The sequence below is a fragment of the Pseudomonas sp. BF-R-01 genome (assembly GCF_019946615.1).
Lineage (GTDB): Bacteria > Pseudomonadota > Gammaproteobacteria > Pseudomonadales > Pseudomonadaceae > Aquipseudomonas > Aquipseudomonas migulae.
On sequence record NZ_JAGYFX010000054.1, the window covers coordinates 1 to 21407 of the forward strand.

Genomic DNA, 21407 nt, shown 5'->3' on the forward strand with positions numbered 1-21407 from the left:
CAGTAAGCCAGACGCAAAACCCGTGTAGGAGCCGGCTTGCTGGCGATAGCGGTGCGACAGTCAATCTAAATGTTGAATGTCATACCGCAATCGCCAGCAAGCCGGCTCCTACAGGTCCGCATTCCAATGTTAGGGCTGTGGCGGTTTCTTGAAGACGTAGAACAGGTTCGGCTCGCTCACCAGGTACATCGTGCCGTCGTCATCCATGGCGATCCCTTCCGCTTGCGGCACCGTCTTCTGCAACCCCTGACGCCCCTTGCTCAGTGACATGGTGCTCAGCGGACGCCCGTCCACATCCAGTTCCAGAATCAGTCGCGACTCGTCGGACAGCGCCAACAGGTGACCGCTGCGCTCGTCGTATTGCAGGCTCGACAGGTCTCGCACAAACATCCCGGCATCGCGCTTGGGGTTGTTGACCACGTGCACCGCATAGGATTTTTCCGGGTTGTAATGCGGAAAGCCCTGCACTTCATAGATCAACATCGGGTCGCGCTCCTTGGCGACAAACAGCCGCTTGCCCACCGAATCGTAGGCCAGGCCTTCAAAACCCTTGTTGCTGCTCATGTGCACGCCGAGGGTTATCTGTTCGGCATCCGCCGCATCGAGGAACGTCGTGTCCTTCTCCAGATGAATCTTGATCAGCCGCTGCTGACGCTCGTCGGTGATGACGTAAGTGTCGGCGCTGATGAATTCCACCGCTTCCGGATCACCGAAGCCGACCAGCGCGATGCGCTGAAGGATCTGGCCTTCCAGCGACAGCTCGATCAGCTCGGAGTTTTTATTGGTGACGGTGAACAGGCTTTTGCGGACCGGATCGAAGGTCAGCGCTGACACATCGTCGTCCAGGCCTTCGATGACCCGGCCCTCAATGACAACCTGATAGTGATCCAGTCCGATCGACTGGGCGCTTTCTGCCTGCCAAAGCGTATGCAGATTGAACCAGGCCCGCTCAAACAGACGCAGGTGTTGGCCGAACGCAACCAGCACGGTCAGCGCGATCACCGAGAGAATCAGGATCAGGGGTTTGGGGCGGGCAAGTCGGCGCATTCAGGCAAGCTCGGAATCAGGACGGGCGGATGAAATACCACGGCAGTCTGAATTGAAGCTTAAAGGCCGTTGGGTTGACCCTACAACTGAGCGTCGCGTTTCCTACACATTCGCAGATCAAGGTCGCGAATCAGTGCTGCTTTTCGAATCGGTAGAACAGGTTCGGCTCGCTCACCATGTACAGCGTGCCCGCCTCGTCCATGGTCACGCCTTCGGCGCGGGGAATGGTCTTCTTCAGGCCATTGAAACCACCCAGCAAGGTCATGAAACTGACCTGCTCGCCCTTCTCGTCCAGCTCCAGCAGCAAGTGCGAGTCGGCGGACAACACCAGCGTATGGCCGGTGCGCGGGTCGATGGCCAAGGCCGACAGGTTGCGGATGTCCAGCGCGTCACTGGCCAGCTTCTGCTTGTCGCCGGTGAGTGTCAGGCCGTCGGCGCTTTTCCAGGTGAACAGCGCCGGTGGACGCTCCTCACCCAGCAGCATGTGTTGATTGCGCGCATCCCAGACGACCGCTTCGAACGCTTTGTTCTGGTCTTTCGACGGACCGAGGTCGTACTTGGGGAAGTTGGCGATGTTCAGCTCGCGGGTATCGGCGTCGACCTTGACGATGCTCAGCAAATGCTCACGCTCATCGACAATGGCCAGCAGACCGTTGCCCATGACCGTCACGCCTTCCGGGTTGCTCCAGCCCACCAAGGGCATTTTGCGCAGCACTTCACCCTGCAGGTCCAGTTCGACCAGGAACGGGTTTTTACCCATCACCGAGAACAGGGTTTTGGTTTGCGGGTTGTAGGCCAGGTCGGACGCTTCGTCCTTTTCCATCCCCGGCAGTGACTTGGCATCGATCACCGCCCGGTAATCCGGGAGCCAGATACTTTCCTGGCGTTCAGCCGGGCTTTCGAAACGCTCCAGCACCCAGAGCACACCGCGGTCATCCCAATGCATTGCAAAGGCGAGGCCATACGCAGCGGCCGCGACCAGCAAAAGCCAGGCATACCAACGCATGAAAAAGCGCGGGCGACGGGCAGTTTTAAGCGTGGGCAGCGATTGGATGGCCATCAGGGGATGCGTTCCAGAAATTCAGGCTAAGGGTAATAGCACAATTGGGACCGGCTCAGACGCCAGAAGCCCGGGAATTATCCAGACAAGATGTGAAAAAAACGGGAAATGGCGGGATTGCCCTTTACGGGCAACTAAATCCCCCCTGTAGGAGCCGGCTTGCCGGCGATGGCGGTGGAACATTCAGCATAAATGTTGAATGTGACGGCCTCATCGCCGGCAAGCCGGCTCCTACAGGGGGTTTGTGTCAGCGGACGCTGCTGGTGAAGCTGCTCGCGCCTGGCAGTTCCAGAACGATTTCGTCACCCACATTCAGCGGGCCGACACCCACCGGCGTGCCAGTCAGGATCACGTCGCCAGCCTGCAGCGAAAAGCAGCCGGCCATGTGCTGGATCATTGGCACGATCGGGTTGAGCATCGCGCTGCTGTTGCCATCCTGGCGCACTTCGCCGTTGATGGTCAGGCGGATGCCGATGTCGGTCAGGTCGGCAAAGGTGCTGCCGGATACGAACGGGGCAATCACTGCCGCACCGTCGAAGGACTTGGCGATTTCCCACGGCAGGCCTTTGGACTTCAGCTCTGCCTGCTTGTCACGCAGGGTCAGGTCCAGCGCTGGAGCAAAACCGGAAATAGCATCAAGGACTTCTTCACGGCTTGGTTTGGTCGACAATGGCTTGCCGATCAACACCGCGATTTCGGCCTCGTAGTGCACTGAACCGCGCTCGGTCGGGATGCTGAAACCGCCTTCCAGCGGCACGACACAGCTGCCTGGCTTGATAAACAGCAGGGGCTCCGTTGGCACCGGGTTGTCCAGTTCCTTGGCGTGTTCGGCGTAGTTGCGGCCGATGCAAACCACTTTGCCCAATGGGAAGTGGATGCGTGTACCGTCGACATACTGGTGCTGATAGCTCATTGACCGACTCCTGGTTCGTAGCGCTTAAGTTCGAAAATCAAACAGCGAAAATCTTGCCCGGGTTCATGATGCCGTTCGGATCGAACACCGCTTTGACCGCTTTCATGTACTCGATCTCAACCGGGGAGCGGCTGTAGGTCAAGTAGTCACGCTTGGTCATGCCCACGCCGTGTTCGGCGGAAATCGAGCCGTTGTACTTCTCGACGGTTTCGAACACCCACTTGTTCACGGTCGCGCACTTGGCGAAGAACTCGTCCTTGCTCAGGTCATCCGGCTTGAGGATGTTCAAGTGCAGGTTGCCGTCGCCGATGTGGCCGAACCAGACGATTTCGAAGTCCGGATAGTGTTCGCCGACGATCGCATCGATTTCCTTCAGGAACGCCGGGACTTTCGACACAGTGACCGAAATGTCGTTCTTGTACGGCGTCCAGTGGGAGATGGTTTCGGAAATGTATTCGCGCAGTTTCCAAAGGTTTTGCAGCTGGGTTTCGCTCTGGCTCATCACGCCATCCAGCACCCAGCCCTGCTCCACGCAATGCTCGAAGGTTTCCAGCGCGTGGTTGGCCACTTCTTCAGTGGTCGCTTCGAATTCCAGCAGCGCGTAGAACGGGCAGTCGGTTTCAAACGGCGCCGGCACGTCACCGCGCCCCATGACCTTGGCCAGGGCTTTGTCGGAGAAGAATTCGAACGCGGTCAGGTCAAGTTTGCTCTGGAACGCGTGCAATACCGGCATGATCGAGTCGAAATCGGCAGTACCAAGCACCATCGCGGTGAGGTTTTTCGGCGCCCGGTCCAGACGCATGGTCGCTTCGACCACAAAACCGAGGGTGCCTTCAGCGCCGATGAACAGCTGACGCATGTCGTAGCCGGTGGCGTTCTTGATCAGGTCGCGGTTCAGTTCCAGCACGTCACCCTTGCCGGTGACCACTTTCATGCCGGCGACCCAGTTACGGGTCATGCCGTAGCGAATTACCTTGATCCCGCCGGCATTGGTGCCGATATTGCCGCCAATCTGACTCGATCCTGCGGAAGCGAAGTCCACCGGGTAGTACAGGCCTTTTTCTTCGGCGACGTTCTGCAAATGCTCGGTCACGACGCCCGGCTGGCACACGGCGGTGCGGTCGGTGAGGTTCACGTCGAGGATCTGGTTCATGTAGTCGAAGGACACGACCACTTCGCCATTGGCGGCCACCGCAGCGGCAGAAAGCCCGGTGCGCCCGCCGGACGGCACCAGCGCCACCTTGTGTTTATTGGCCCACAAAACGATGGCCTGGACCTGCTCGGTAGTCTTCGGGAACACGATGGCGGTCGGGGCCGGGGCGAAATGCTTGGTCCAATCCTTGCCGTAAGCGTTCAGGGAGTCGGCATCGGTCAGTACCTTGCCAGGCTCGACCAGGGTCTTCAGTTCATCAATCAGGGCAGGATTGGTCATCGACAGAACTCTCGAACAATTCATGGTCATCCTGAGAACGCTTCACGTCGCAGGAATGAGTGTTTGCGGGGCGCTTATGCTAGCATACCGACCCCGCAGGATAGTGCCCAACGGCTGTTCTGCGGCGACGGCTGTCGTGCCGTCGGGGTCAGCGTTCTGTGCCCTGCCTTATACGTACGTTCCTCTTTTGACGAGTGGCTGTTGCCGTCAAGCAAGGCGCCGCGACGAGTCATAGCTCGCTATGGGGAGGAGCGGCAACGCAGCATGACGGCAACAGACGCCGTCAAAAAGGAACAGTACGTATAAGGCAGGGCACTCTGACCATTCCTGCCATTTTTCTCCGGGATACAGGTTTACGCAGATGAGCAAGACTTCTCTCGATAAGAGCAAGATCAAGTTCCTTCTTCTCGAAGGCGTCCACCAATCGGCTGTCGACGTTCTCAAGTCGGCGGGCTACACCAGCATCGAGTACCTCACGGGTTCTCTGCCGGAAGCCCAGCTGAAGGAAAAGATCGCTGATGCTCACTTCATCGGCATTCGCTCCCGCACTCAACTGACCGAAGAGATCTTCGATCACGCGAAGAAGCTCGTCGCTGTAGGTTGTTTCTGCATCGGCACCAACCAGGTTGACCTGAACGCTGCCCGCGAACGCGGCATCGCAGTGTTCAACGCTCCGTACTCCAACACTCGCTCCGTTGCCGAGCTGGTGCTGGCCGAAGCGATCCTGTTGCTGCGCGGCATCCCTGAGAAGAACGCTTCCTGCCACCGTGGCGGCTGGATCAAAAGCGCGGCCAACTCCTTCGAAATCCGTGGCAAGAAGCTCGGCATCGTCGGTTATGGCTCGATCGGTACGCAACTGTCGGTCCTGGCTGAAGGCCTGGGCATGCAGGTGTACTTCTACGACACCGTGACCAAGCTGCCTCTGGGTAACGCGACCCAGGTCGGCAACCTGCACGAGCTGCTGGGCATGTCCGACATCGTGACCCTGCACGTTCCGGAAACCGCTGCGACCCAGTGGATGATCGGCGAGCAGGAAATCCGCGCCATCAAGAAGGGCGGCATCCTGATCAACGCCGCTCGCGGCACCGTGGTCGAACTGCAAGCCCTGGCGGACGCGATCAAGGACAAGCACCTGATCGGCGCGGCCATCGACGTATTCCCGGTGGAGCCACGCTCCAACGACGAAGAGTTCGAAAGCCCGCTGCGTGGCCTGGACAACGTGATCCTGACCCCGCACATCGGTGGTTCCACCGCTGAAGCGCAAGCCAACATCGGTCTGGAAGTGGCCGAGAAACTGGTCAAGTACAGCGACAACGGTACCTCGGTATCGTCCGTGAACTTCCCGGAAGTGGCCCTGCCGGCTCACCCTGGCAAGCACCGTCTGCTGCACATCCACGAGAACATTCCGGGTGTGATGAGCGAGATCAACAAGGTCTTCGCCGAAAACGGCATCAACATCTCCGGTCAGTTCCTGCAGACCAACGAGAAAGTCGGCTACGTGGTGATCGACGTAGACGCCGAGTACTCGGACCTGGCGCAACAGAAGCTGCAACACGTCAACGGCACCATCCGTAGCCGTGTGTTGTTCTGATAGCGACTTGAGCGACAAAAAAGGAGACCTTCGGGTCTCCTTTTTCTTGGGCGCGACTAACGTTACTTAACGTTGACGGTGATTTTCTCGGAGAGGATCGGCGGATCGAACGGCATGTGGTTGCTATCGCCAAGTTCGAGTTGCAAGGTGTGCTTGCCGGGCGTCAGCGTTACTTCAGCCTGAGTTTGCGCGTTGCCGAAATGCTGGTGGTTGGCATCTTTGGGGATCGGCGCACCGGCGGCTGGCAACTCATCGACATCAATCAACAAGTGGTGATGACCGGTGTTCTTGGTGGGATCACCCGCCGGGGCCAGCGCAATGTTCTCGACAGCGAACTTGACGACGACAGTCTGCGGGACCGTCGCACCGTCTTCAGGAGAAACGATGGACACTTCAGCCCCCTTGGGTGCCGGCGTAGCCGCACTGGCCAGCACCGAAACACCCATCAGCAGGCCAGCCAGCGCAGCACGTGACATAAAGGTTTTCATTCTCTTCTCCAGTTTTTTCGTAAAATCCATGTGACCATGACAACTTCATGGCCATTCGTTGTCGAAGGCACTCGACAACCATAGCAAAGCGAGCCTGAACCAGCGCATCGCGATAAATGTATTCAAAGGAGTGACCATGCGCTTTTTGCCTGGCCTGATCTGCCTGCTACCCCTTTTGAGCCCTTTGGCTCATGCCGAACTGATTGACGATGTAAACGACCGCGGTGAATTGCGAATTGCCCTTGAGGCTAATACACCACCTTTCAATTTCAAGGACGATGGCCAACTCTCGGGCTTCGAAGTCGAACTGGGCCAACTGCTGGCCAATGAACTGGATGTAAGGGCCGACTTCGTCGTCACCGATTCCAGCGATCTGTTGACCGGCGTTGAAAGCGGCAAGTACGACATCGCCATCAATCACATAACAGAGACTCCGGCGCTCAAGGATCGTTTCGACTTCAGCGAACCTTACATTCACACCGATGCGCATTTGATCGCGCAGAAAGAAGAGCCGCGTTCAATCCTGTTGGTGCAGTCGCTGACGCAAGAAAAGCCGAAAGCCGCCCCGGCCGAGAACCTGGCCATTCCGTTTCAGAAAGGGAACCCGGCGTTTCATGCCAGCCTGGAGAACGCGTTGCAGCGGATAAAGGCGGATGGGCGACTGGAGGCACTGGAGAAGAAATGGTTTGGGGCGGATGCCGCCGAGATACCGAAACCCTAAGGCCACGGACAATCACCGCGATCCCTTGTAGGAGCCGGCTTGCCGGCGATAGCGGTGTAACAGTCAATATAGATATTGAATGTTACGGCCTCATCGCCGGCAAGCCGGCTCCTACAGGGATTTGCGTTTAGAGTTGCAGTGCAGCGGCGGCTTCAGCCAGTTCCAGTTCGCTGAAGACCTGCACGCCATGGCGCTTGAGCAACGCCGCCGTCACGCCTTCGCCGCTGACCTTCACGCCGCTGAACGTGCCGTCATAGGTCAACAGGTTGCCGCACGACGGGCTGTTGGCCTTGAGCACGGCGATGCGGATGTTGTGTTTCTGTACCAGCTCCAGCGCCTGGTAAGCACCGCTCAGAAACTGCGCGCTGACATCCTCGCCCTCGGTGGTAATCACCGCCGCCTGCCCCGCCAGCACGTCACCGCCCTGTCCGCCCGGAATCTCCGCCGCCGCCCGTGGCGTCGGCAAGCCACCGGCAACTTCCGGACACAACGGCACGACGCGACCTTCGTCGACCCACTGTTGAAGCTGATCGAACGGCCCGCTGGCACCGCCGTCGTAACGCACGCGGTGGCCGAGCAGGCAGCGACTTACCAGAATTTTCTGCATGATCAGAACGGCTCGTTGCCACGACGCCGGAACCAGCCGGTCAACGACAGGCGATCGCGGGTCGCGGGCAGGACTTCGTGGGGCACTTCGCCCGACAGGAACACCACCAGGCATCCGCCGGTGGGCACCACATCGTATTCGACGCCTTCCTTGAGGTACATGCGCAACTGACCACCGTGCTCCGGCAACCAGGCGTCGTTGAGGTAGACCACCGCCGAGACCATGCGCCGATCATCGTCGCGAAAGCGGTCGACATGCTTGAGGTAGAAAGCGCCGGGCGGGTACATCGCGAAATGGCTTTCAAAGTCTTCGAGGCCCAGATACAACCCGCGATTCAATGCCTCGCGCAGGCTGTCCATCAACTGCAGATAGCTGTCGCAAGCCAGAGCCTGACCCGGCTCGATCCACTGGATTCGGTCGCCGCGAATTCCCTCGCGAATCTCCGATGTCGGCCCGCGGCCCACGGCGGCCGGGGCCAATTCACCCTCGGCGGCACGTTTACGGCACTCAGCCGCCAGTTCTTGGGTCAGACCCAAAGGCAGGAAAATGTTCTGCTGCGACCAGCCGCGCTCGGCCAGGTCGTCGACGATACGTAACAGCAGCGGGTGATCAGAGGGTATTGGCATGGCGCGCATAGTATTCCTGTGCCGGAAAATCCGACAGAGCCACGCGGCGGCTTGATACGAATTCTCGACAAGTCCCTATGCCACACGGAGAATAGTCGCCTGCTGACAGGAGTCCCTATGCGCCGTTTGCTTTTCTCACTGATGATGTTCTGCGTTTTGCCCGCTTGGGCAGACGGCCACGACCAGTTGTACAAGGTCGCCGGCTGGCCAGAACAACGCGCGCATTTCAGTGATGCCCTTTCAGCCGCCCAGCAGCGTTACCAGAACAGCCTGCCGCCCGCCGTGTTTCAGGCGCTGGTGAACAACAGCAATCAGCGTTTTGCCCCGCAGGCCGTGGACCAGCGCGCCGAAGCGCAATTGCGCAAAACCCTGGCCGATCCTAAACCTGCATTGGCTTTTTTCCAGTCGCCGCTGGGCAAGAAGATCGTCGCCGCCGAGTTGCTGGCGACCCGTCGCGATCAACTGGCGAAGAACGCCAAAGGCCTGCCGAAGATTCAGGCCAGCGACAGCCGCACGCTGATCATCGGTCACCTCGCCCAGGCCTTGCCCGCACGGGAGGCCGGTGCGGAAGTCAGCCTGGCGATTGCCGGCGTCGCGGCCGACAGCCTGAGTTCGATGATCCCCGGCCTGCTCGGTGGCGGTCAGGCGCAGGGGCTGTTGAACGGTCAGCGTCAACGCTTGATGGACCAGATCGGCAGCGACCTCAACAACACGTTGCTGTATGTCTATCGCGATCTGTCGGATGACGAGCTGGAAGAGTTCGCCACGTTTGCCGAGTCGGCGGAAGGCAAGGCGTATTACCAGGCGGCGTTGGCGGCGATTCGGGCTGGGCTGGCGGTGGGGCAAACCCCTTCGAATTTGACCCAATGATTTTCAGCGCCGGTTAGATCGCCATCGCCGGCAAGCCGGCTCCTACAGGGTTCACGCATGACTCGTAGGAGCGAGGCTTGCCCGCGAAGAGGCCGGAACAACCGCTAAAGACTCCGGCCCTTGATCCGCTTCGTCAAAAACCCGAAATACTCCCCGCGCAACGCCACCGTCTCATTCGCCAAATGATGCCGCGCCTCAGGCAGCATCAACACTTGAGGCCGATCGAACTTGGCTTTCAACACCTCAAGATTGTGCTGCCAATCCACCGTCATGTCCGCCTGCCCCTGCACGATCAGCGGCCGCCGAGTGCTGTCCGGCGCAGCTTCGATGCGTTTGATCCAGCGCGCCAGCGCCCCAACCCAGGCCGTCGGCAAGCGCAGCGGTTGCAGCGGGTCGGCTTGCAGGAACGGCAGGAAATCCGGGTCGTTGGAGTTCTCGCTGAAACGTCGGGCGATGGCTTTGACGAACGGCTTGAGCAGGTAATAACTGAGCTGCGACCAGCCCCAGGCGCGCGGCCTTACCAGCGGCGATAACAGGATCACCTGGCCCTGGGCCGGGCTGCCCGCCCCTTCGTTGAGCACATGGTCGATCACGATGGCGCCACCGGTACTTTGACCGCACAGGTGCCACGGCTGCGGCAGATCGAGGGATTTCGCCTCGGCGAACAGCCCTTGCAGCGTGTCCTGATACTCGGCGAAATCGTTGATGCTCGCGCGTTCGCCGCTGGACAGACCATGACCCGGCAAGTCGCAGGCAATCACCGCGAAATCCTGATTCAGCGCCCACTCGATCACGTGCCGGTAGAGCCCGGTGTGATCGTAGAAACCGTGGAACACAAACAGCGTCGCCTTCGCCCGCTCCGGCCACCACACCTGGCCGACCACGTCATAAGCATCCACCTCAAAACGCCCCAGGCCCCTGCGCAGTTGACGCCCCGGAAAATCCAGCCCGTAGAACCGCTGGTATGCCTGCGCCTCCTCGGACAGTGGCTGCCACTCGGCCAGGGGCCGCAGGCTGGCACGCAAATGATCGGGGGCGAAAGTGACGGACATGGGCGATTCCAGAGCACGAAGCGGACTTTATAAGCCTGCGATATTCATCTGTCGCGGCAAGCATGGCAAGCTGGGCGACCTTCGAGGATCGACACCCATGCGTTCGCCCTACCGCACCCCACTGCTTGCCTGCCTGCTCGCCCTCGTGTGCGCCGGTGTTTTATGGGCGGCGTACGACTGGTTTCAAGGACGCTACCTGCGGGCGTTCAGTGAACACACGGCGGTGTTTTCCGGTGACCCGTTGCACTTGCCCGACAACCTCGCCGGCCCCGGCGCCATTCGCCTGGTGCACTTCTGGGACCCGGCCTGCCCGTGCAACGTCGGCAATCAACAACACCTGAGCGAACTGGTCGAGCAGTATGTGCCGCAAGGCGTCGAGTTTTATGCGGTACAAAAACCCGGCAGCCACGGCCAGTTGCCGAGCACGCTGAGCAGCCTGAAAACCATCACCGTCCTCCCGGGCTCCGAACAGATCCCGGCCAGCCCGGCGGTGGCGATCTGGGACCGCAGCGGCAAACTGGCCTACTTCGGCCCTTACAGCGAAGGCCTGACCTGTAATTCGAGCAACAGCTTCATTGAGCCGATCCTACAAGCGTTAAACGCGGGCCGCACCGTCAATGCCACGCACACGCTGGCCGTCGGGTGTTACTGCCCGTGGCCCGCCGACACAAAGCAGTAAGACCGCGCAGACGCGAATCCCTCCTAAGGGCGATGGGCCGATTCGGCAAGCCGTGTTAAACAGTGGCGCCAGGGAACTGCTGCCACTAATAACAACAAGGAGTCACCATGAAACGTAGCCTGACCGTTCTCGCACTGCTGATAGTCGCGTTCGCCGCAGGTGCCGGCGGGTACATCTACAGCAAGCAACCGACGCGCCAGGGCATGGTCGAGCTGCAACACTTGCAAGGCTCCGTCACCGTCCGTTACGACGAACGCGGCATCCCGCACATCCGCGCCGAAAACGAAACCGACCTGTACCGCGCCCTCGGCTATGTGCACGCCCAGGACCGGCTGTTTCAGATGGAAGTCCTGCGCCGCCTGGCGCGTGGTGAACTGGCCGAAGTGCTGGGCCCCAAACTGCTCGACACCGACAAGCTTATGCGCAGCCTGCGCATTCGCGAACGCGCCGAAACCTACCTGGCGAACATGGATAAGCAGTCGCCGGCCTTCATCGCCATGCAAGCCTACCTGGACGGCATCAACCAGTATCAGGACAGCCATGCAAAACCTGCGGAGTTCGATGTACTGGGCATTCCAAAACGCCCGTTCACCGCGCAGGACACCATCAGCATCGCCGGTTACATGGCCTACAGTTTTGCCGCGGCGTTTCGCACCGAACCCTTGCTGACCTACGTGCGCGATCAACTGGGTGCCGAGTACCTGAACGTCTTCGATCTCGACTGGCAGTCCAAAGGCGTGCTGGCGAACAACCACAGCAGCACCCCGCCGCCTCTCGCCAGCGCCGACTGGAAAGACCTCAACACTCTCGCCCGCCTGAGCGAGCAGGCGCTGGCCGACAACGGTTTACCGCAGTTCGAGGGCAGCAACGCCTGGGTGGTCGCGGGCAATCGAACCAAAAGCGGCAAACCGCTGCTGGCCGGCGATCCGCATATCCGCTTCTCTGCGCCGTCGGTGTGGTACGAAGCGCAGCTCTCGGCGCCGGGCTTCGAGCTCTACGGTCACTATCAGGCGTTGATGCCGTTCGCCTCGCTGGGGATGAACCGTGACTTCGGCTGGAGCATCACCATGTTCCAGAACGACGACCTCGACCTGATCGCCGAGAAGGTCAACCCGGACAACACCAACCAGGTCTGGTATCGCGGCAAGTGGGTGGACATGGTCACCAGCGAACAGCAGATCGCGGTCAAGGGGCAGCCGCCGGTGAAGTTGCTGCTGCGCCAGTCGCCACACGGGCCGATCGTCAACGATGCGCTGGGCAACAGCGTCGGCAAGACGCCCATCGCCATGTGGTGGGGTTTTCTGGAAAGCCAGAACCCGATCCTCGAAGGTTTCTACCAGCTCAACCGCGCCGACACCCTGGCCAAGGCGCGCAGTGCCGCCGCCAAGGTCCAGGCGCCGGGGCTGAACATCGTCTGGGCCAATGCCAAGGGCGACATCGGCTGGTGGGCGGCGGCGCAACTGCCTAAGCGTCCGGCGGGTGTGCGGCCGTGGTTCATCCTCGACGGCAGCAGCGCCGAAGCGGACAAGGACGGCTTCTACCCGTTCAGCGCCAACCCGCAGGAAGAGAACCCTGCGCGGGGCTACATTGTTTCGGCCAACTTCCAGCCCGTGTCGCCGACCGGCATGGAGATCCCTGGTTACTACAACCTCGCCGATCGTGGGCAGCAGCTCAATCGCCAGCTCAGCGACAAGGCCGTGAAGTGGGATCTGGAGGCCAGCCAGAAACTGCAACTGGGCACCACCACCGCTTACGGCCCGCGCTTGCTCGCGCCGTTGTTACCGGTGCTGCGCGAGGTGGTGAGCGATCCCGCTGAACTGAAACTGGTTGAACAACTGGCCCAGTGGACCGGCGACTACCCGCTGGATTCCACCAGCGCCACGCTGTTCAACCAGTTCCTGTTCAACCTCGCTGACGCGACGATGCACGATGAGCTGGGCAACGACTTCTTCGAGACGCTGCTCTCGACTCGGGTGATCGACGCTGCGCTGCCGCGTCTGGCCGCGAACGCCGACTCGCCGTGGTGGGACAACCGCAACACCCTCGGCAAGGAAACCCGCGCCGACACGGTCAAGGTGGCGTGGCAAGCGAGCCTCGCGCACCTCAAGAGCACGCTGGGTGCGGACTTCGCGCAATGGCAGTGGGGCAAGGCGCACACGCTGACCCATGGTCATCCGCTGGGGCAACAGAAGCCGCTGGACCGGATTTTCAATGTCGGGCCGTTCGCGGCACCGGGCACTCACGAGGTGCCAAACAACCTCTCGGCCAAGATCGGCCCGGCGCCGTGGCCGGTGACTTATGGGCCATCGACTCGACGCCTGATCGACTTCGCCGACCCGGCGCACAGCCTGACCGTCAACCCGGTGGGCCAGAGTGGCGTGCCGTTTGACCGGCATTTTGATGATCAGGCGGAGGCGTATGTCGAAGGGGTGTACTTCCAGGCGCATCTCAATGATGAAGAGGTGACGGCGAATACGCGGAGTACGTTGAAGCTGTTGCCGGCGCGGGCTGTGCAGTAGATTTTTGTTGGCCGGGCTGACGCCTTCGCGGGCAAGCCTCGCTCCTACAAGTGACCTATTCCTGTAGGAGCGAGGCTTGCCCGCGAAGAGGCCCTGACTGACCACACAAATGTCAGCTCAAACCATCGCCGCAAAATTCAACCTGAACTGCTGCGGCGTTACCCCCATCCGGCGATTGAAAACACTGCGCATATGCTGCGCATCGCGAAACCCGCACTGATACGCCACCGTCTTCAACGGCGCGACGGTGCTTTCGAGCATCACCCGCGCCGCATCCACCCTCGCCCGTTCGACGAATTCTGCCGGGGTGACTTTCGCCTCTTTGGCAAACACCCTGGAAAAGTTGCGGGCGCTCATGTTGGCGGCGTTGGCCAGGTCAGCAATGGTCAGATCGCCGGTCAGGTTGGCCAGCACATAATGCTGAACCATCGCCACCGCCGACGTCGGCTCGGCGTGGGGCGTGAGGAATGGACTGAACTGCGATTGCCCGCCCGAGCGCTGCGTGAACACCACCAGCCGCTTGGCCACGCTGAGCGCCACTTCCGGCCCATGATCCCGGGCCAACAAGTACAACGACAGATCGATCCCCGCCGTGACCCCGGCCGAGGTATAGAGCTCGCCGTCCTGCACGTACAAGCGATCAGCCTCGACCTGCGTCGAAGGGCACAACGCCGCGAGCGCAGCGGCATCGCCCCAATGAGTCGTCACTGTTCGCCCTTCGAGCAAGCCTGCCCGGGCGAGCATGAACGCACCGTTGCAGATCGAGCCGAACCGTTGCGCCAGCGCGCTGGCATCGCGCAGCCAGGCATCGAAGGCCGCGCCGAAATCCATGAACGGCAACTGCGGCCCACCGGCCACCAGCAACAAGTCGTACGCCCCCAGCGCCTCGCTGAAATGCCGATGGGCATTAAGGGATAAACCGTTGGAGCACGGCATCACACCGCGCTCGACGCCGATCACCTCCAGTTGATAGTGATCCTGCGGCGCGAGGAAACGATTGGCCTCGGAAAACACATCCATGGGGCCGGTGACGTCCAGGGACTGAACGCCGGCGAACACCACGATGGCAACGGTTTTACTCATAACAAGGAACACCCTCGATGCACGCAGACTTTGTAGGAGCCGGCTTGCTGGCGATGGAGGGTCAGTCGACATCAATGTTGCTGACATACCATCGCCAGCAAGCCGGCTCCTACAAGGTGTGCGCATGACGTAAATCCATGCGCAGGACCTCAACCGTAGCCAATCCGCGCTCAACAAGCGAGGTTGGCGCGATTTGCATGCTCATTGGCAAGGATCGCAGCCATGGATCGATTGTCCGGTTTTGGGGCCGGGAACAGACTTGTTCCATCAGCGCCGCCACGGCGTTCCCCACGAGGACAGCACCATGAGCAGCACCATCGCCGGCATCAAAATCCCCGACAGCGCTTTGGCCCGGGCCACCACGGAATACATTCGCGACGTCGAATCCGACCTGCTTTATCACCACTCGCGCCGGGTGTTTCTGTTCGGCGCTTTGAGCGGTGAACGCAAGCAACTGGCCTACAACCCGGAGCTGTTATACGTCGGCGCGATGTTCCATGACTTGGGTCTGGTGGAAGGTCATCGCAGCGACGATGAACGCTTCGAAGTCGATAGCGCCAACGCCGCCAAAGCGTTTCTCAAGCCTTATGGCCTGAGCGATGACGACATCGAACAGGTGTGGTTGTCGATTGCCCTGCACACCACGCCGAACGTAGTGCATCACCTGCGCCCCAACGTGGCATTGGTGACGGCGGGCGTTGAAATGGATGTGCTGGGGATCGACTACGCGGCATTTCCCACGGCGCAGCGTGAGGCGGTGGTGCATGCGCATCCACGGGGCGAGGGGTTCAAGGAGTGCATCCTGTGTGCGTTCGCCAACGGCTTCAAGCACAAGCCGGACACCACGTTCGGTACGGTGAACGCGGATGTGCTGGTGGACAGCGAGCCAGGGTTCAAGCCGATGAACTTCGTCGAGATCATCCGCAAGTCCCCCTGGATTGCATAAAACCTTGTAGGAGCCAGCTTGCTGGCGATGGTGTGTCAGTCGACATCAATGTGGCTGACATACCATCGCCAGCAAGCTGGCTCCTACAGTAGATCGGGGTTGGCCACGCGATTGTGGCCAACACTCAGGCGGCTTCCGGCGCCTGCTGCGCGCGACGCACGTCCGGTTGCTTCCACGAATCGGCAGCGCTTTCTTCGATGGCCTGCTGAATCGCACGCTTGCGGCTTTCTTCGGCGCGGCGGCTGAAGAACCAGACCAGGAAGGTCATCAACGACACCGCCAGCAGAATCAGGCTGGCCACGGCGTTGATCTCAGGCTTCACGCCCAGACGCACCGCCGAGAACACTTCCATCGGCAAGGTCGTCGACCCCGGCCCCGACACGAAGCTGGCCAACACCAGGTCATCCAGCGACAGCGCGAACGACATCATGCCGCCCGCCCCCAGGGATGGCGCGATCATCGGGATGGTGATCAGGAAGAACACCTTCCACGGCTTCGCCCCGAGATCCATGGCGGCCTCTTCGATGGACAGGTCCAGCTCACGCAAGCGTGCCGACACCACCACCGCCACATACGCCGCACAGAACGTGGTGTGGGCGATCCAGATGGTGACGATGCCACGCTCTTGCGGCCAACCGATCATCTGCGCCATGGCCACGAACAGCAGCAACAGCGACAGACCGGTGATCACTTCGGGCATCACCAGCGGCGCGGTGACCAGACCACCGAACAACGTGCGGCCCTTGAAGCGGGTAATGCGGGTCAGGACGAATGCGGCCAACGTGCCCAGCGCCACAGCGGCAATCGCCGTGTAGCAGGCGATTTCCAGCGAACGCACCACCGAGCCCATCAGTTGGGTGTTGTCCATCAGGCCGACGTACCACTTGATCGACCAGCCGCCCCACACCGTCACCAGTTTCGAGGCGTTGAACGAGTAGATCACCAGGATCAGCATCGGCGCGTAGATAAACAGCAAACCCGCGATCAGCATGAAACTCGAGAAACGGAAGCGCTTCATTCTTTACCCTCCATTTCCTTGGCCTGACTGCGGTTGAACAGGATGATCGGCACAATCAGGATCAACAGCATCACCACCGCCAGGGCAGACGCCACCGGCCAGTCACGGTTGTTGAAGAACTCTTGCCAGAGCACTTTACCGATCATCAAGGTTTCCGGACCGCCCAGCAGTTCCGGGATCACGAACTCGCCCACCACTGGAATGAACACCAGCATGCAACCGGCGACGATGCCGTTCTTGGACAGCGGAATGGTGATCTTCCAGAAGCTGTTGAACGTACTCGAACCGAGGTCGGATGCGGCTTCCAACAGGCTGTTGTCGTGCTTCACCAGGTTGGCGTAGAGCGGCAGGATCATGAACGGCAGGTACGAATAAACCACGCCGATGTAAACCGCCAGGTTGGTATTGAGGATCTGCAGCGGTTCATCGATCCAGCCCATGCTCATCAGGAAACCGTTGAGCAGACCGTTGTTGCTGAGGATGCCCATCCACGCGTAAACGCGGATCAGGATCGCGGTCCAGGTCGGCATCATGATCAGCAGCACCAGCACTGTTTGCAGCTCTTTGCGGGCACTGGCGATGGCGTAGGCCATCGGGTAACCGATCAGCAGGCAGAGGATGGTGCTGATCAGCGCCATCTTCAACGAACCGAGGTAAGCGGCGATGTACAACTCATCGTCGCCGAGCATCGCGTAGTTGCCGAGGTTGAGCAGCACCTGCAGCTTCTGGTCTACGAAGTTGTAGATCTCGGTGTACGGCGGAATGGCCACGTCGGCTTCAGCGAAGCTGATCTTCAGGACGATGAAGAACGGCAGCATGAAGAACATGAACAGCCAGAGGAACGGAACCCCGATGACCAGCTGACGGCCACCGGGAATTATTCGATTGAGGCGGCGTTTAAATTTGCGCATGTTCATGAGCGAAGTACCACGCCGCTGTCGTCTTCCCACCACACGTAAACCTGGTCACCCCAGGTTGGGCGCTGACCGCGGCGTTCGGCGTTGGCGACGAAGGACTGGACGATCTTGCCACTCGGCAACTCGACGTAGAACACCGAGTGGCCACCGAGGTAGGCGATGTCGTGCACCTTGCCGCTGGACCAGTTGTATTCGCAGGTCGGCATGTCCGGCGTCACCAGCAGTTTTTCCGGACGGATCGCGTAGGTCACGGATTTGTCCTGCACCGAGGTGCTGATGCCGTGGCCCACGTAGATCTGGCGATCCAGGTCTTTGCAGGTGATGGTCGCATGGCCTTCGGCGTCGTCGATCACTTCACCGTCGAAGATGTTGACGTTGCCGATGAACTCGCAGACCAGGCGGCTGGTCGGGGTTTCGTAGATGTCGATCGGGCTGCCGATCTGGGCGATCCAGCCCAGGTGCATGATCGCGATGCGCTCGGCCATGGTCATGGCCTCTTCCTGGTCGTGGGTCACCATGACGCAAGTTACGCCGACGCGCTCGATGATCTCGACCAGCTCAAGCTGCATTTGCGAACGCAGCTTCTTGTCCAGCGCACCCATCGGTTCGTCGAGCAGCAACAGCTTCGGTCGCTTGGCCAGCGAACGCGCCAGGGCCACACGCTGACGCTGACCACCGGACAACTGATGCGGCTTGCGCTTGGCGTACTGGGTCATCTGAACCAGCTTGAGCATGTCGGCCACGCGGGCATCGATTTCAGCCGCAGGCAGTTTGTCCTGCTTGAGGCCGAAGGCGATGTTCTGCGCCACGGTCATGTGCGGGAACAGGGCGTACGACTGGAACATCATGTTGATCGGCCGCTCGTAGGGCGGCATGTCGGTGATGTCTACGCCATCGAGGAAAATACGCCCCTCCGTGGGCCGTTCGAAGCCTGCGAGCATGCGCAGCAACGTGGACTTGCCCGATCCCGAACCGCCGAGCAGGGCGAAAATCTCGCCTTTCTTGATTTCCAGGGACACATCGTCCACGGCAATCGTCTCGTCGAACTTCTTCGTGACCCGGTCGATTTTGACCAGCACCTGTTTAGGTGACTGGTCGCCCTCGAGGGCTTTCTTATAGGCGCCGGAGGCAACTGCCATTTACGAAACTCCCAAAAAAAAGAGTGCAGTTCGCTCAAGGTGAGCCAACCTGGATAGTTTGAGCCCTGAAGCTATTTGCCCGACTTGACCTTGGTCCAGCTGCGGGTCATCAAACGTTGAATGTTTGGTGGTAACTCGACCGACACGTAGGTCTTGTCGAGGACTGCTTGCGGTGGATAAACCGACTCGTCGGTGCGGATGGACTGCTCCATCAATTTGTCCGAGCCAGGGTTGGGGTTCGCATAGCCAACAGAATCACTGACCTGTGCGATCACCTCGGGTTTCAACAAATAGTTGATGAAGGCGTGGGCCTCTTTGACGTTGCCCGAATCCTTCGGAATCGCGAGCATGTCGAACCACAGCGCACCGCCCTCTTTGGGAATGGTGTAGGCGATGTTCACGCCTTTCTTCGCTTCAGCCGCACGGTTGCGAGCCTGGAACATGTCGCCGGAAAAACCGATCGCGATGCAGATATCGCCGTTGGCCAGATCCGCGATGTATTTGGAGGAGTGGAAGTAAGTCACGTAAGGCCGCACCGCCAGCAACTTGGCTTCAGCCTTTTTGTAATCTTCGGGGTTGGTGCTGTTGGCGTTCAGGCCCATGTAGTTGAGGACCGTCGGCATCATTTCATCGGCGGAGTCGAGGAACGCCACGCCGCAACTCTGCAGCTTCTTGATGTTCTCCGGCTCGAACACCGCGCTCCAGGAATCGATCTTGTCGACGCCCAGCACAGCCTTGATCTTGTCGACGTTGTAACCGATGCCGTTGGTGCCCCACAGGTAAGGGACGGCGTACAAGTTGCCCGGATCGTTTTGTTCCAGACGCTTGAGCAATACGGGGTCGAGGTTCGAGTAGTTCGGCAACTTCGACTTGTCGAGTTTCTGGAAAGCACCGGCCTTGATCTGCTTGCCGAGGAAGTGGTTCGACGGCACGACCACGTCATAACCGGTACGCCCGGCGAGCAACTTGCCCTCCAGGGTTTCGTTGGAATCAAAAACGTCATACACCGGTTTGATACCGGTCTCTTTCTGGAAGTCGGCCAGGGTGGTCTCGCCGATGTAGTCCGACCAGTTATAAATATGCACCGTGCCGGCAGCCTGGACACTGACAGCCATCGTCAGTCCGGCACCGGCCAGCAATGCATTGCGCAACAAAGAAAAAATAGGCAAGTGGAGGTCCTCTAAAATTAGTTGGGCCCAAGTTGCCCCGCGTTACATGACAGTCGTAGCTGCCCAGCAACAAAACCGGCGCGCAACTTACCCTCGAAAAACCGTTCCAGCAAACTTTATGAAGATCCGTGTAGGAGCAGCCGGTCGACGCTCGATTGCTCGCGATGGTCGTCAACGATGACGCTGGGTGCCTGACACCCAGCGTTGCTCTCAGGTTCATCGCGAGCAGGCTCGCTCCTACAAGGGTTACTACTGCTTACTTACCGGATTTGATCTTGGTCCAGCTGCGAGTCAGGATCCGCTGGGTCGCGGCCGGCAAATCGGCAATCGCGTACAGCTTGGCCAGCACATCGGCAGGCGGGTAGACACCCGGATCTTCGGTGATTTCTTTTTCGACCAGAGGAGTGGCCGCCGCGTTACCGTTCGGGAAACGTACCGCGTTGGTGATTTCAGCCATGATTTCCGGCTTTTGCAGGAAGGTCATGAACTTGTAGGCGCCTTCGACGTTTTCGGCATCTTTAGGGATGGCGACCATGTCGTAGAAGCTGCCGGCACCTTCTTTCGGAATGTTGTAGCTGACTTTCACCTTGTCACCGGCTTCGGCGGCGCGCGCTTTGGCCTGGTAGATGTCACCCGAGTAACCCACGGCTACGCAGATGTTGCCGTTGGCCAGGTCGGAGATGTACTTGGACGAGTGGAAGTAGCCAACCGAAGGACGAATCTTCAGGAACAGCGCTTCGGCTTCGGCCAATTGTTTTTTGTCCTGGCTGTCGGTTGGATAGCCCAGGTAGTGCAACGCCACCGGAATCATCTCGGTTGGCGAATCAAGGAAACTGACGCCACACGATTTCAACTTCGCGATGTTTTCAGGTTTGAACAACAGGTCCCAGGAATTGGTCGGTGCATCGGCGCCCAGTGCTGCCTTGACCTTCTCGGCGTTGAAGCCGATACCGATCGAACCCCACATGTACGGGAAGGCATGTTCGTTGCCCGGGTCGCTCACCGATACCGCTTTGAGCAGGTCAGTGTTCAGGTTCTTCCAGTTAGGCAGCTTGGACTTGTCCAGCTTCTGGTAAACGCCGGCCTTGATCTGCTTGGCCAGGAAGTTGTTCGACGGTACGACGATGTCGTAACCGGACTTGCCTGCCAGCAACTTGGCTTCCAGGGTTTCGTTACTGTCGAATACGTCGTAAACGACTTTGATGCCGGACTCGGTTTCGAACTTCTTGATGGTGTCCGGAGCGATGTAATCGGACCAGTTATAGACGTGCAACACCTTGTCGTCCGCCTGAACCGCACCCGCCATAATGCCCATCAGGGACATGGCGAGAAGTGTCTTGCCAGCAAGCTTTTTTCCTAATGCCTTCATGCGTAATGCTCCAAATTTTTTCTTTTTTGAACCACTTTGTTCAGCGGCCAAACCCGGGCAACTGGAACCGCGGCTAGTCTGGCAAGATCGGTGGCGGTCTTTCAAGGAAAGGCCGCCGTTTGCGACTGCCCTGAGCGAAAGTTTCATGTCTCCCGCTCAGA

General features: G+C 59.7%; 20 protein-coding genes. 6 read left to right on the forward strand and 14 right to left on the reverse strand.

The annotated features are described in order from the left end of the window. Nucleotides 1–129: 129 nt before the first annotated feature. From KGB27_RS19440 to KGB27_RS19455, 4 genes are all read right to left on the reverse strand, one after another. The gene (locus KGB27_RS19440; protein ID WP_223555874.1) at nt 130–1047 is read right to left on the reverse strand and encodes an SdiA-regulated domain-containing protein; all 918 of its coding nucleotides are present in this window, start codon (nt 1045–1047) and stop codon (nt 130–132) included. Nucleotides 1048–1177: 130 nt separating this feature from the next. Continuing rightward, nucleotides 1178–2107 carry an SdiA-regulated domain-containing protein gene (locus KGB27_RS19445; protein WP_223555876.1) on the reverse strand — a complete coding sequence of 310 codons (930 nt, stop codon included), beginning with the start codon at nt 2105–2107 and terminating at the stop codon, nt 1178–1180. Between the two features lie 247 nt (nt 2108–2354). Beyond that, a complete protein-coding gene (locus KGB27_RS19450) occupies nt 2355–3020 on the reverse strand; it encodes a fumarylacetoacetate hydrolase family protein (protein ID WP_008026071.1) in 666 nt (221 codons plus the stop codon). A 37-nt stretch (nt 3021–3057) separates the two neighbouring features. Continuing rightward, entirely contained in the window at nt 3058–4452 is a 1395-nt protein-coding gene (locus KGB27_RS19455) for an FAD-binding oxidoreductase (RefSeq protein WP_032828611.1), read from the reverse strand. A 361-nt stretch (nt 4453–4813) separates the two neighbouring features. Here KGB27_RS19455 and serA point away from each other — a divergent pair, with 361 nt between their 5' ends. Next, on the forward strand, nt 4814–6043 hold the full coding sequence (gene serA, locus KGB27_RS19460; RefSeq protein ID WP_008040764.1) for a phosphoglycerate dehydrogenase: 1230 nt from the start codon (nt 4814–4816) through the stop codon (nt 6041–6043). Between the two features lie 62 nt (nt 6044–6105). Here the strand turns inward: serA and KGB27_RS19465 are convergent, their stop codons facing one another. Next, a complete protein-coding gene (locus KGB27_RS19465; RefSeq protein WP_008026064.1) occupies nt 6106–6531 on the reverse strand; it encodes a DUF4399 domain-containing protein in 426 nt (141 codons plus the stop codon). Nucleotides 6532–6667: 136 nt separating this feature from the next. On the opposite strand from KGB27_RS19465, the gene KGB27_RS19470 reads away from it, so the two are divergent. Continuing rightward, on the forward strand, nt 6668–7252 hold the full coding sequence (locus KGB27_RS19470) for a transporter substrate-binding domain-containing protein (RefSeq protein ID WP_008040763.1): 585 nt from the start codon (nt 6668–6670) through the stop codon (nt 7250–7252). Nucleotides 7253–7379: 127 nt separating this feature from the next. Here KGB27_RS19470 and KGB27_RS19475 read toward each other — a convergent pair whose 3' ends face one another. Together KGB27_RS19475 and KGB27_RS19480 are read right to left on the reverse strand one after the other, a co-directional pair. Further along, the gene (locus tag KGB27_RS19475) at nt 7380–7859 is read right to left on the reverse strand and encodes a DUF523 domain-containing protein (protein WP_207284898.1); all 480 of its coding nucleotides are present in this window, start codon (nt 7857–7859) and stop codon (nt 7380–7382) included. Between the two features lie 2 nt (nt 7860–7861). Next, nucleotides 7862–8494, reverse strand: coding sequence for a 2OG-Fe(II) oxygenase (locus tag KGB27_RS19480; RefSeq protein WP_223480664.1), 633 nt, complete (start codon nt 8492–8494; stop codon nt 7862–7864). Nucleotides 8495–8602: 108 nt separating this feature from the next. Between KGB27_RS19480 and KGB27_RS19485 the strand changes: the two genes are divergently transcribed. Next, entirely contained in the window at nt 8603–9355 is a 753-nt protein-coding gene (locus KGB27_RS19485) for a DUF2059 domain-containing protein (RefSeq protein ID WP_192416684.1), read from the forward strand. A 104-nt stretch (nt 9356–9459) separates the two neighbouring features. Here KGB27_RS19485 and KGB27_RS19490 read toward each other — a convergent pair whose 3' ends face one another. Further along, nucleotides 9460–10407 (reverse strand): alpha/beta hydrolase, encoded by a 948-nt coding sequence (locus KGB27_RS19490; protein ID WP_223555878.1) that lies wholly within the window; start codon nt 10405–10407, stop codon nt 9460–9462. 97 nt (nt 10408–10504) lie between these two features. On the opposite strand from KGB27_RS19490, the gene KGB27_RS19495 reads away from it, so the two are divergent. Both KGB27_RS19495 and KGB27_RS19500 read left to right on the forward strand, forming a co-directional pair. Next, nucleotides 10505–11086 carry a DUF6436 domain-containing protein gene (locus tag KGB27_RS19495; RefSeq protein WP_192227516.1) on the forward strand — a complete coding sequence of 194 codons (582 nt, stop codon included), beginning with the start codon at nt 10505–10507 and terminating at the stop codon, nt 11084–11086. 107 nt (nt 11087–11193) lie between these two features. After that, on the forward strand, nt 11194–13605 hold the full coding sequence (locus KGB27_RS19500) for a penicillin acylase family protein (RefSeq protein ID WP_223555880.1): 2412 nt from the start codon (nt 11194–11196) through the stop codon (nt 13603–13605). A gap of 117 nt (nt 13606–13722) precedes the next feature. On the opposite strand, the gene KGB27_RS19505 is transcribed toward KGB27_RS19500, so the two are convergent. Further along, complete coding sequence (locus KGB27_RS19505) at nt 13723–14688, reverse strand: GlxA family transcriptional regulator (RefSeq protein WP_223555882.1); 966 nt, start codon at nt 14686–14688, stop codon at nt 13723–13725. 304 nt (nt 14689–14992) lie between these two features. Between KGB27_RS19505 and KGB27_RS19510 the strand changes: the two genes are divergently transcribed. After that, a complete protein-coding gene (locus tag KGB27_RS19510) occupies nt 14993–15634 on the forward strand; it encodes an HD domain-containing protein (RefSeq protein ID WP_192227514.1) in 642 nt (213 codons plus the stop codon). 124 nt (nt 15635–15758) lie between these two features. On the opposite strand, the gene KGB27_RS19515 is transcribed toward KGB27_RS19510, so the two are convergent. From KGB27_RS19515 to KGB27_RS19535, 5 genes are all read right to left on the reverse strand, one after another. Then, nucleotides 15759–16652: an ABC transporter permease subunit gene (locus KGB27_RS19515; protein ID WP_008026042.1), complete on the reverse strand. Its 894-nt coding sequence runs from the start codon at nt 16650–16652 to the stop codon at nt 15759–15761. Then, entirely contained in the window at nt 16649–17530 is an 882-nt protein-coding gene (locus KGB27_RS19520; RefSeq protein ID WP_177318183.1) for an ABC transporter permease subunit, read from the reverse strand. The genes KGB27_RS19515 and KGB27_RS19520 overlap by 4 nt, the downstream gene beginning before the upstream one ends. Before the next feature lie 35 nt (nt 17531–17565). Next, on the reverse strand, nt 17566–18708 hold the full coding sequence (locus KGB27_RS19525; protein ID WP_008026038.1) for an ABC transporter ATP-binding protein: 1143 nt from the start codon (nt 18706–18708) through the stop codon (nt 17566–17568). Nucleotides 18709–18779: 71 nt separating this feature from the next. Beyond that, nucleotides 18780–19877: a polyamine ABC transporter substrate-binding protein gene (locus tag KGB27_RS19530; RefSeq protein ID WP_008026036.1), complete on the reverse strand. Its 1098-nt coding sequence runs from the start codon at nt 19875–19877 to the stop codon at nt 18780–18782. 256 nt (nt 19878–20133) lie between these two features. After that, nucleotides 20134–21246, reverse strand: a complete 1113-nt coding sequence (locus tag KGB27_RS19535; protein WP_008026034.1) for a polyamine ABC transporter substrate-binding protein — start codon at nt 21244–21246, stop codon at nt 20134–20136. Between the last annotated feature and the right edge of the window lie 161 nt (nt 21247–21407).

Coding starts and splice junctions, on each gene's coding strand:
- KGB27_RS19525 (WP_008026038.1), bottom strand. CDS start 18,708: ATGGCAGTTGCCTCCGGCGCCTATAAGAAAGCCCTCGAGGGCGACCAG.
- KGB27_RS19505 (WP_223555882.1), bottom strand. CDS start 14,688: ATGAGTAAAACCGTTGCCATCGTGGTGTTCGCCGGCGTTCAGTCCCTG.
- KGB27_RS19500 (WP_223555880.1), top strand. CDS start 11,194: ATGAAACGTAGCCTGACCGTTCTCGCACTGCTGATAGTCGCGTTCGCC.
- KGB27_RS19440 (WP_223555874.1), bottom strand. CDS start 1,047: ATGCGCCGACTTGCCCGCCCCAAACCCCTGATCCTGATTCTCTCGGTG.
- KGB27_RS19480 (WP_223480664.1), bottom strand. CDS start 8,494: ATGCGCGCCATGCCAATACCCTCTGATCACCCGCTGCTGTTACGTATC.
- KGB27_RS19535 (WP_008026034.1), bottom strand. CDS start 21,246: ATGAAGGCATTAGGAAAAAAGCTTGCTGGCAAGACACTTCTCGCCATG.
- KGB27_RS19475 (WP_207284898.1), bottom strand. CDS start 7,859: ATGCAGAAAATTCTGGTAAGTCGCTGCCTGCTCGGCCACCGCGTGCGT.
- serA (WP_008040764.1), top strand. CDS start 4,814: ATGAGCAAGACTTCTCTCGATAAGAGCAAGATCAAGTTCCTTCTTCTC.
- KGB27_RS19510 (WP_192227514.1), top strand. CDS start 14,993: ATGAGCAGCACCATCGCCGGCATCAAAATCCCCGACAGCGCTTTGGCC.
- KGB27_RS19495 (WP_192227516.1), top strand. CDS start 10,505: ATGCGTTCGCCCTACCGCACCCCACTGCTTGCCTGCCTGCTCGCCCTC.
- KGB27_RS19490 (WP_223555878.1), bottom strand. CDS start 10,407: ATGTCCGTCACTTTCGCCCCCGATCATTTGCGTGCCAGCCTGCGGCCC.
- KGB27_RS19470 (WP_008040763.1), top strand. CDS start 6,668: ATGCGCTTTTTGCCTGGCCTGATCTGCCTGCTACCCCTTTTGAGCCCT.
- KGB27_RS19465 (WP_008026064.1), bottom strand. CDS start 6,531: ATGAAAACCTTTATGTCACGTGCTGCGCTGGCTGGCCTGCTGATGGGT.
- KGB27_RS19450 (WP_008026071.1), bottom strand. CDS start 3,020: ATGAGCTATCAGCACCAGTATGTCGACGGTACACGCATCCACTTCCCA.
- KGB27_RS19515 (WP_008026042.1), bottom strand. CDS start 16,652: ATGAAGCGCTTCCGTTTCTCGAGTTTCATGCTGATCGCGGGTTTGCTG.
- KGB27_RS19485 (WP_192416684.1), top strand. CDS start 8,603: ATGCGCCGTTTGCTTTTCTCACTGATGATGTTCTGCGTTTTGCCCGCT.
- KGB27_RS19445 (WP_223555876.1), bottom strand. CDS start 2,107: ATGGCCATCCAATCGCTGCCCACGCTTAAAACTGCCCGTCGCCCGCGC.
- KGB27_RS19455 (WP_032828611.1), bottom strand. CDS start 4,452: ATGACCAATCCTGCCCTGATTGATGAACTGAAGACCCTGGTCGAGCCT.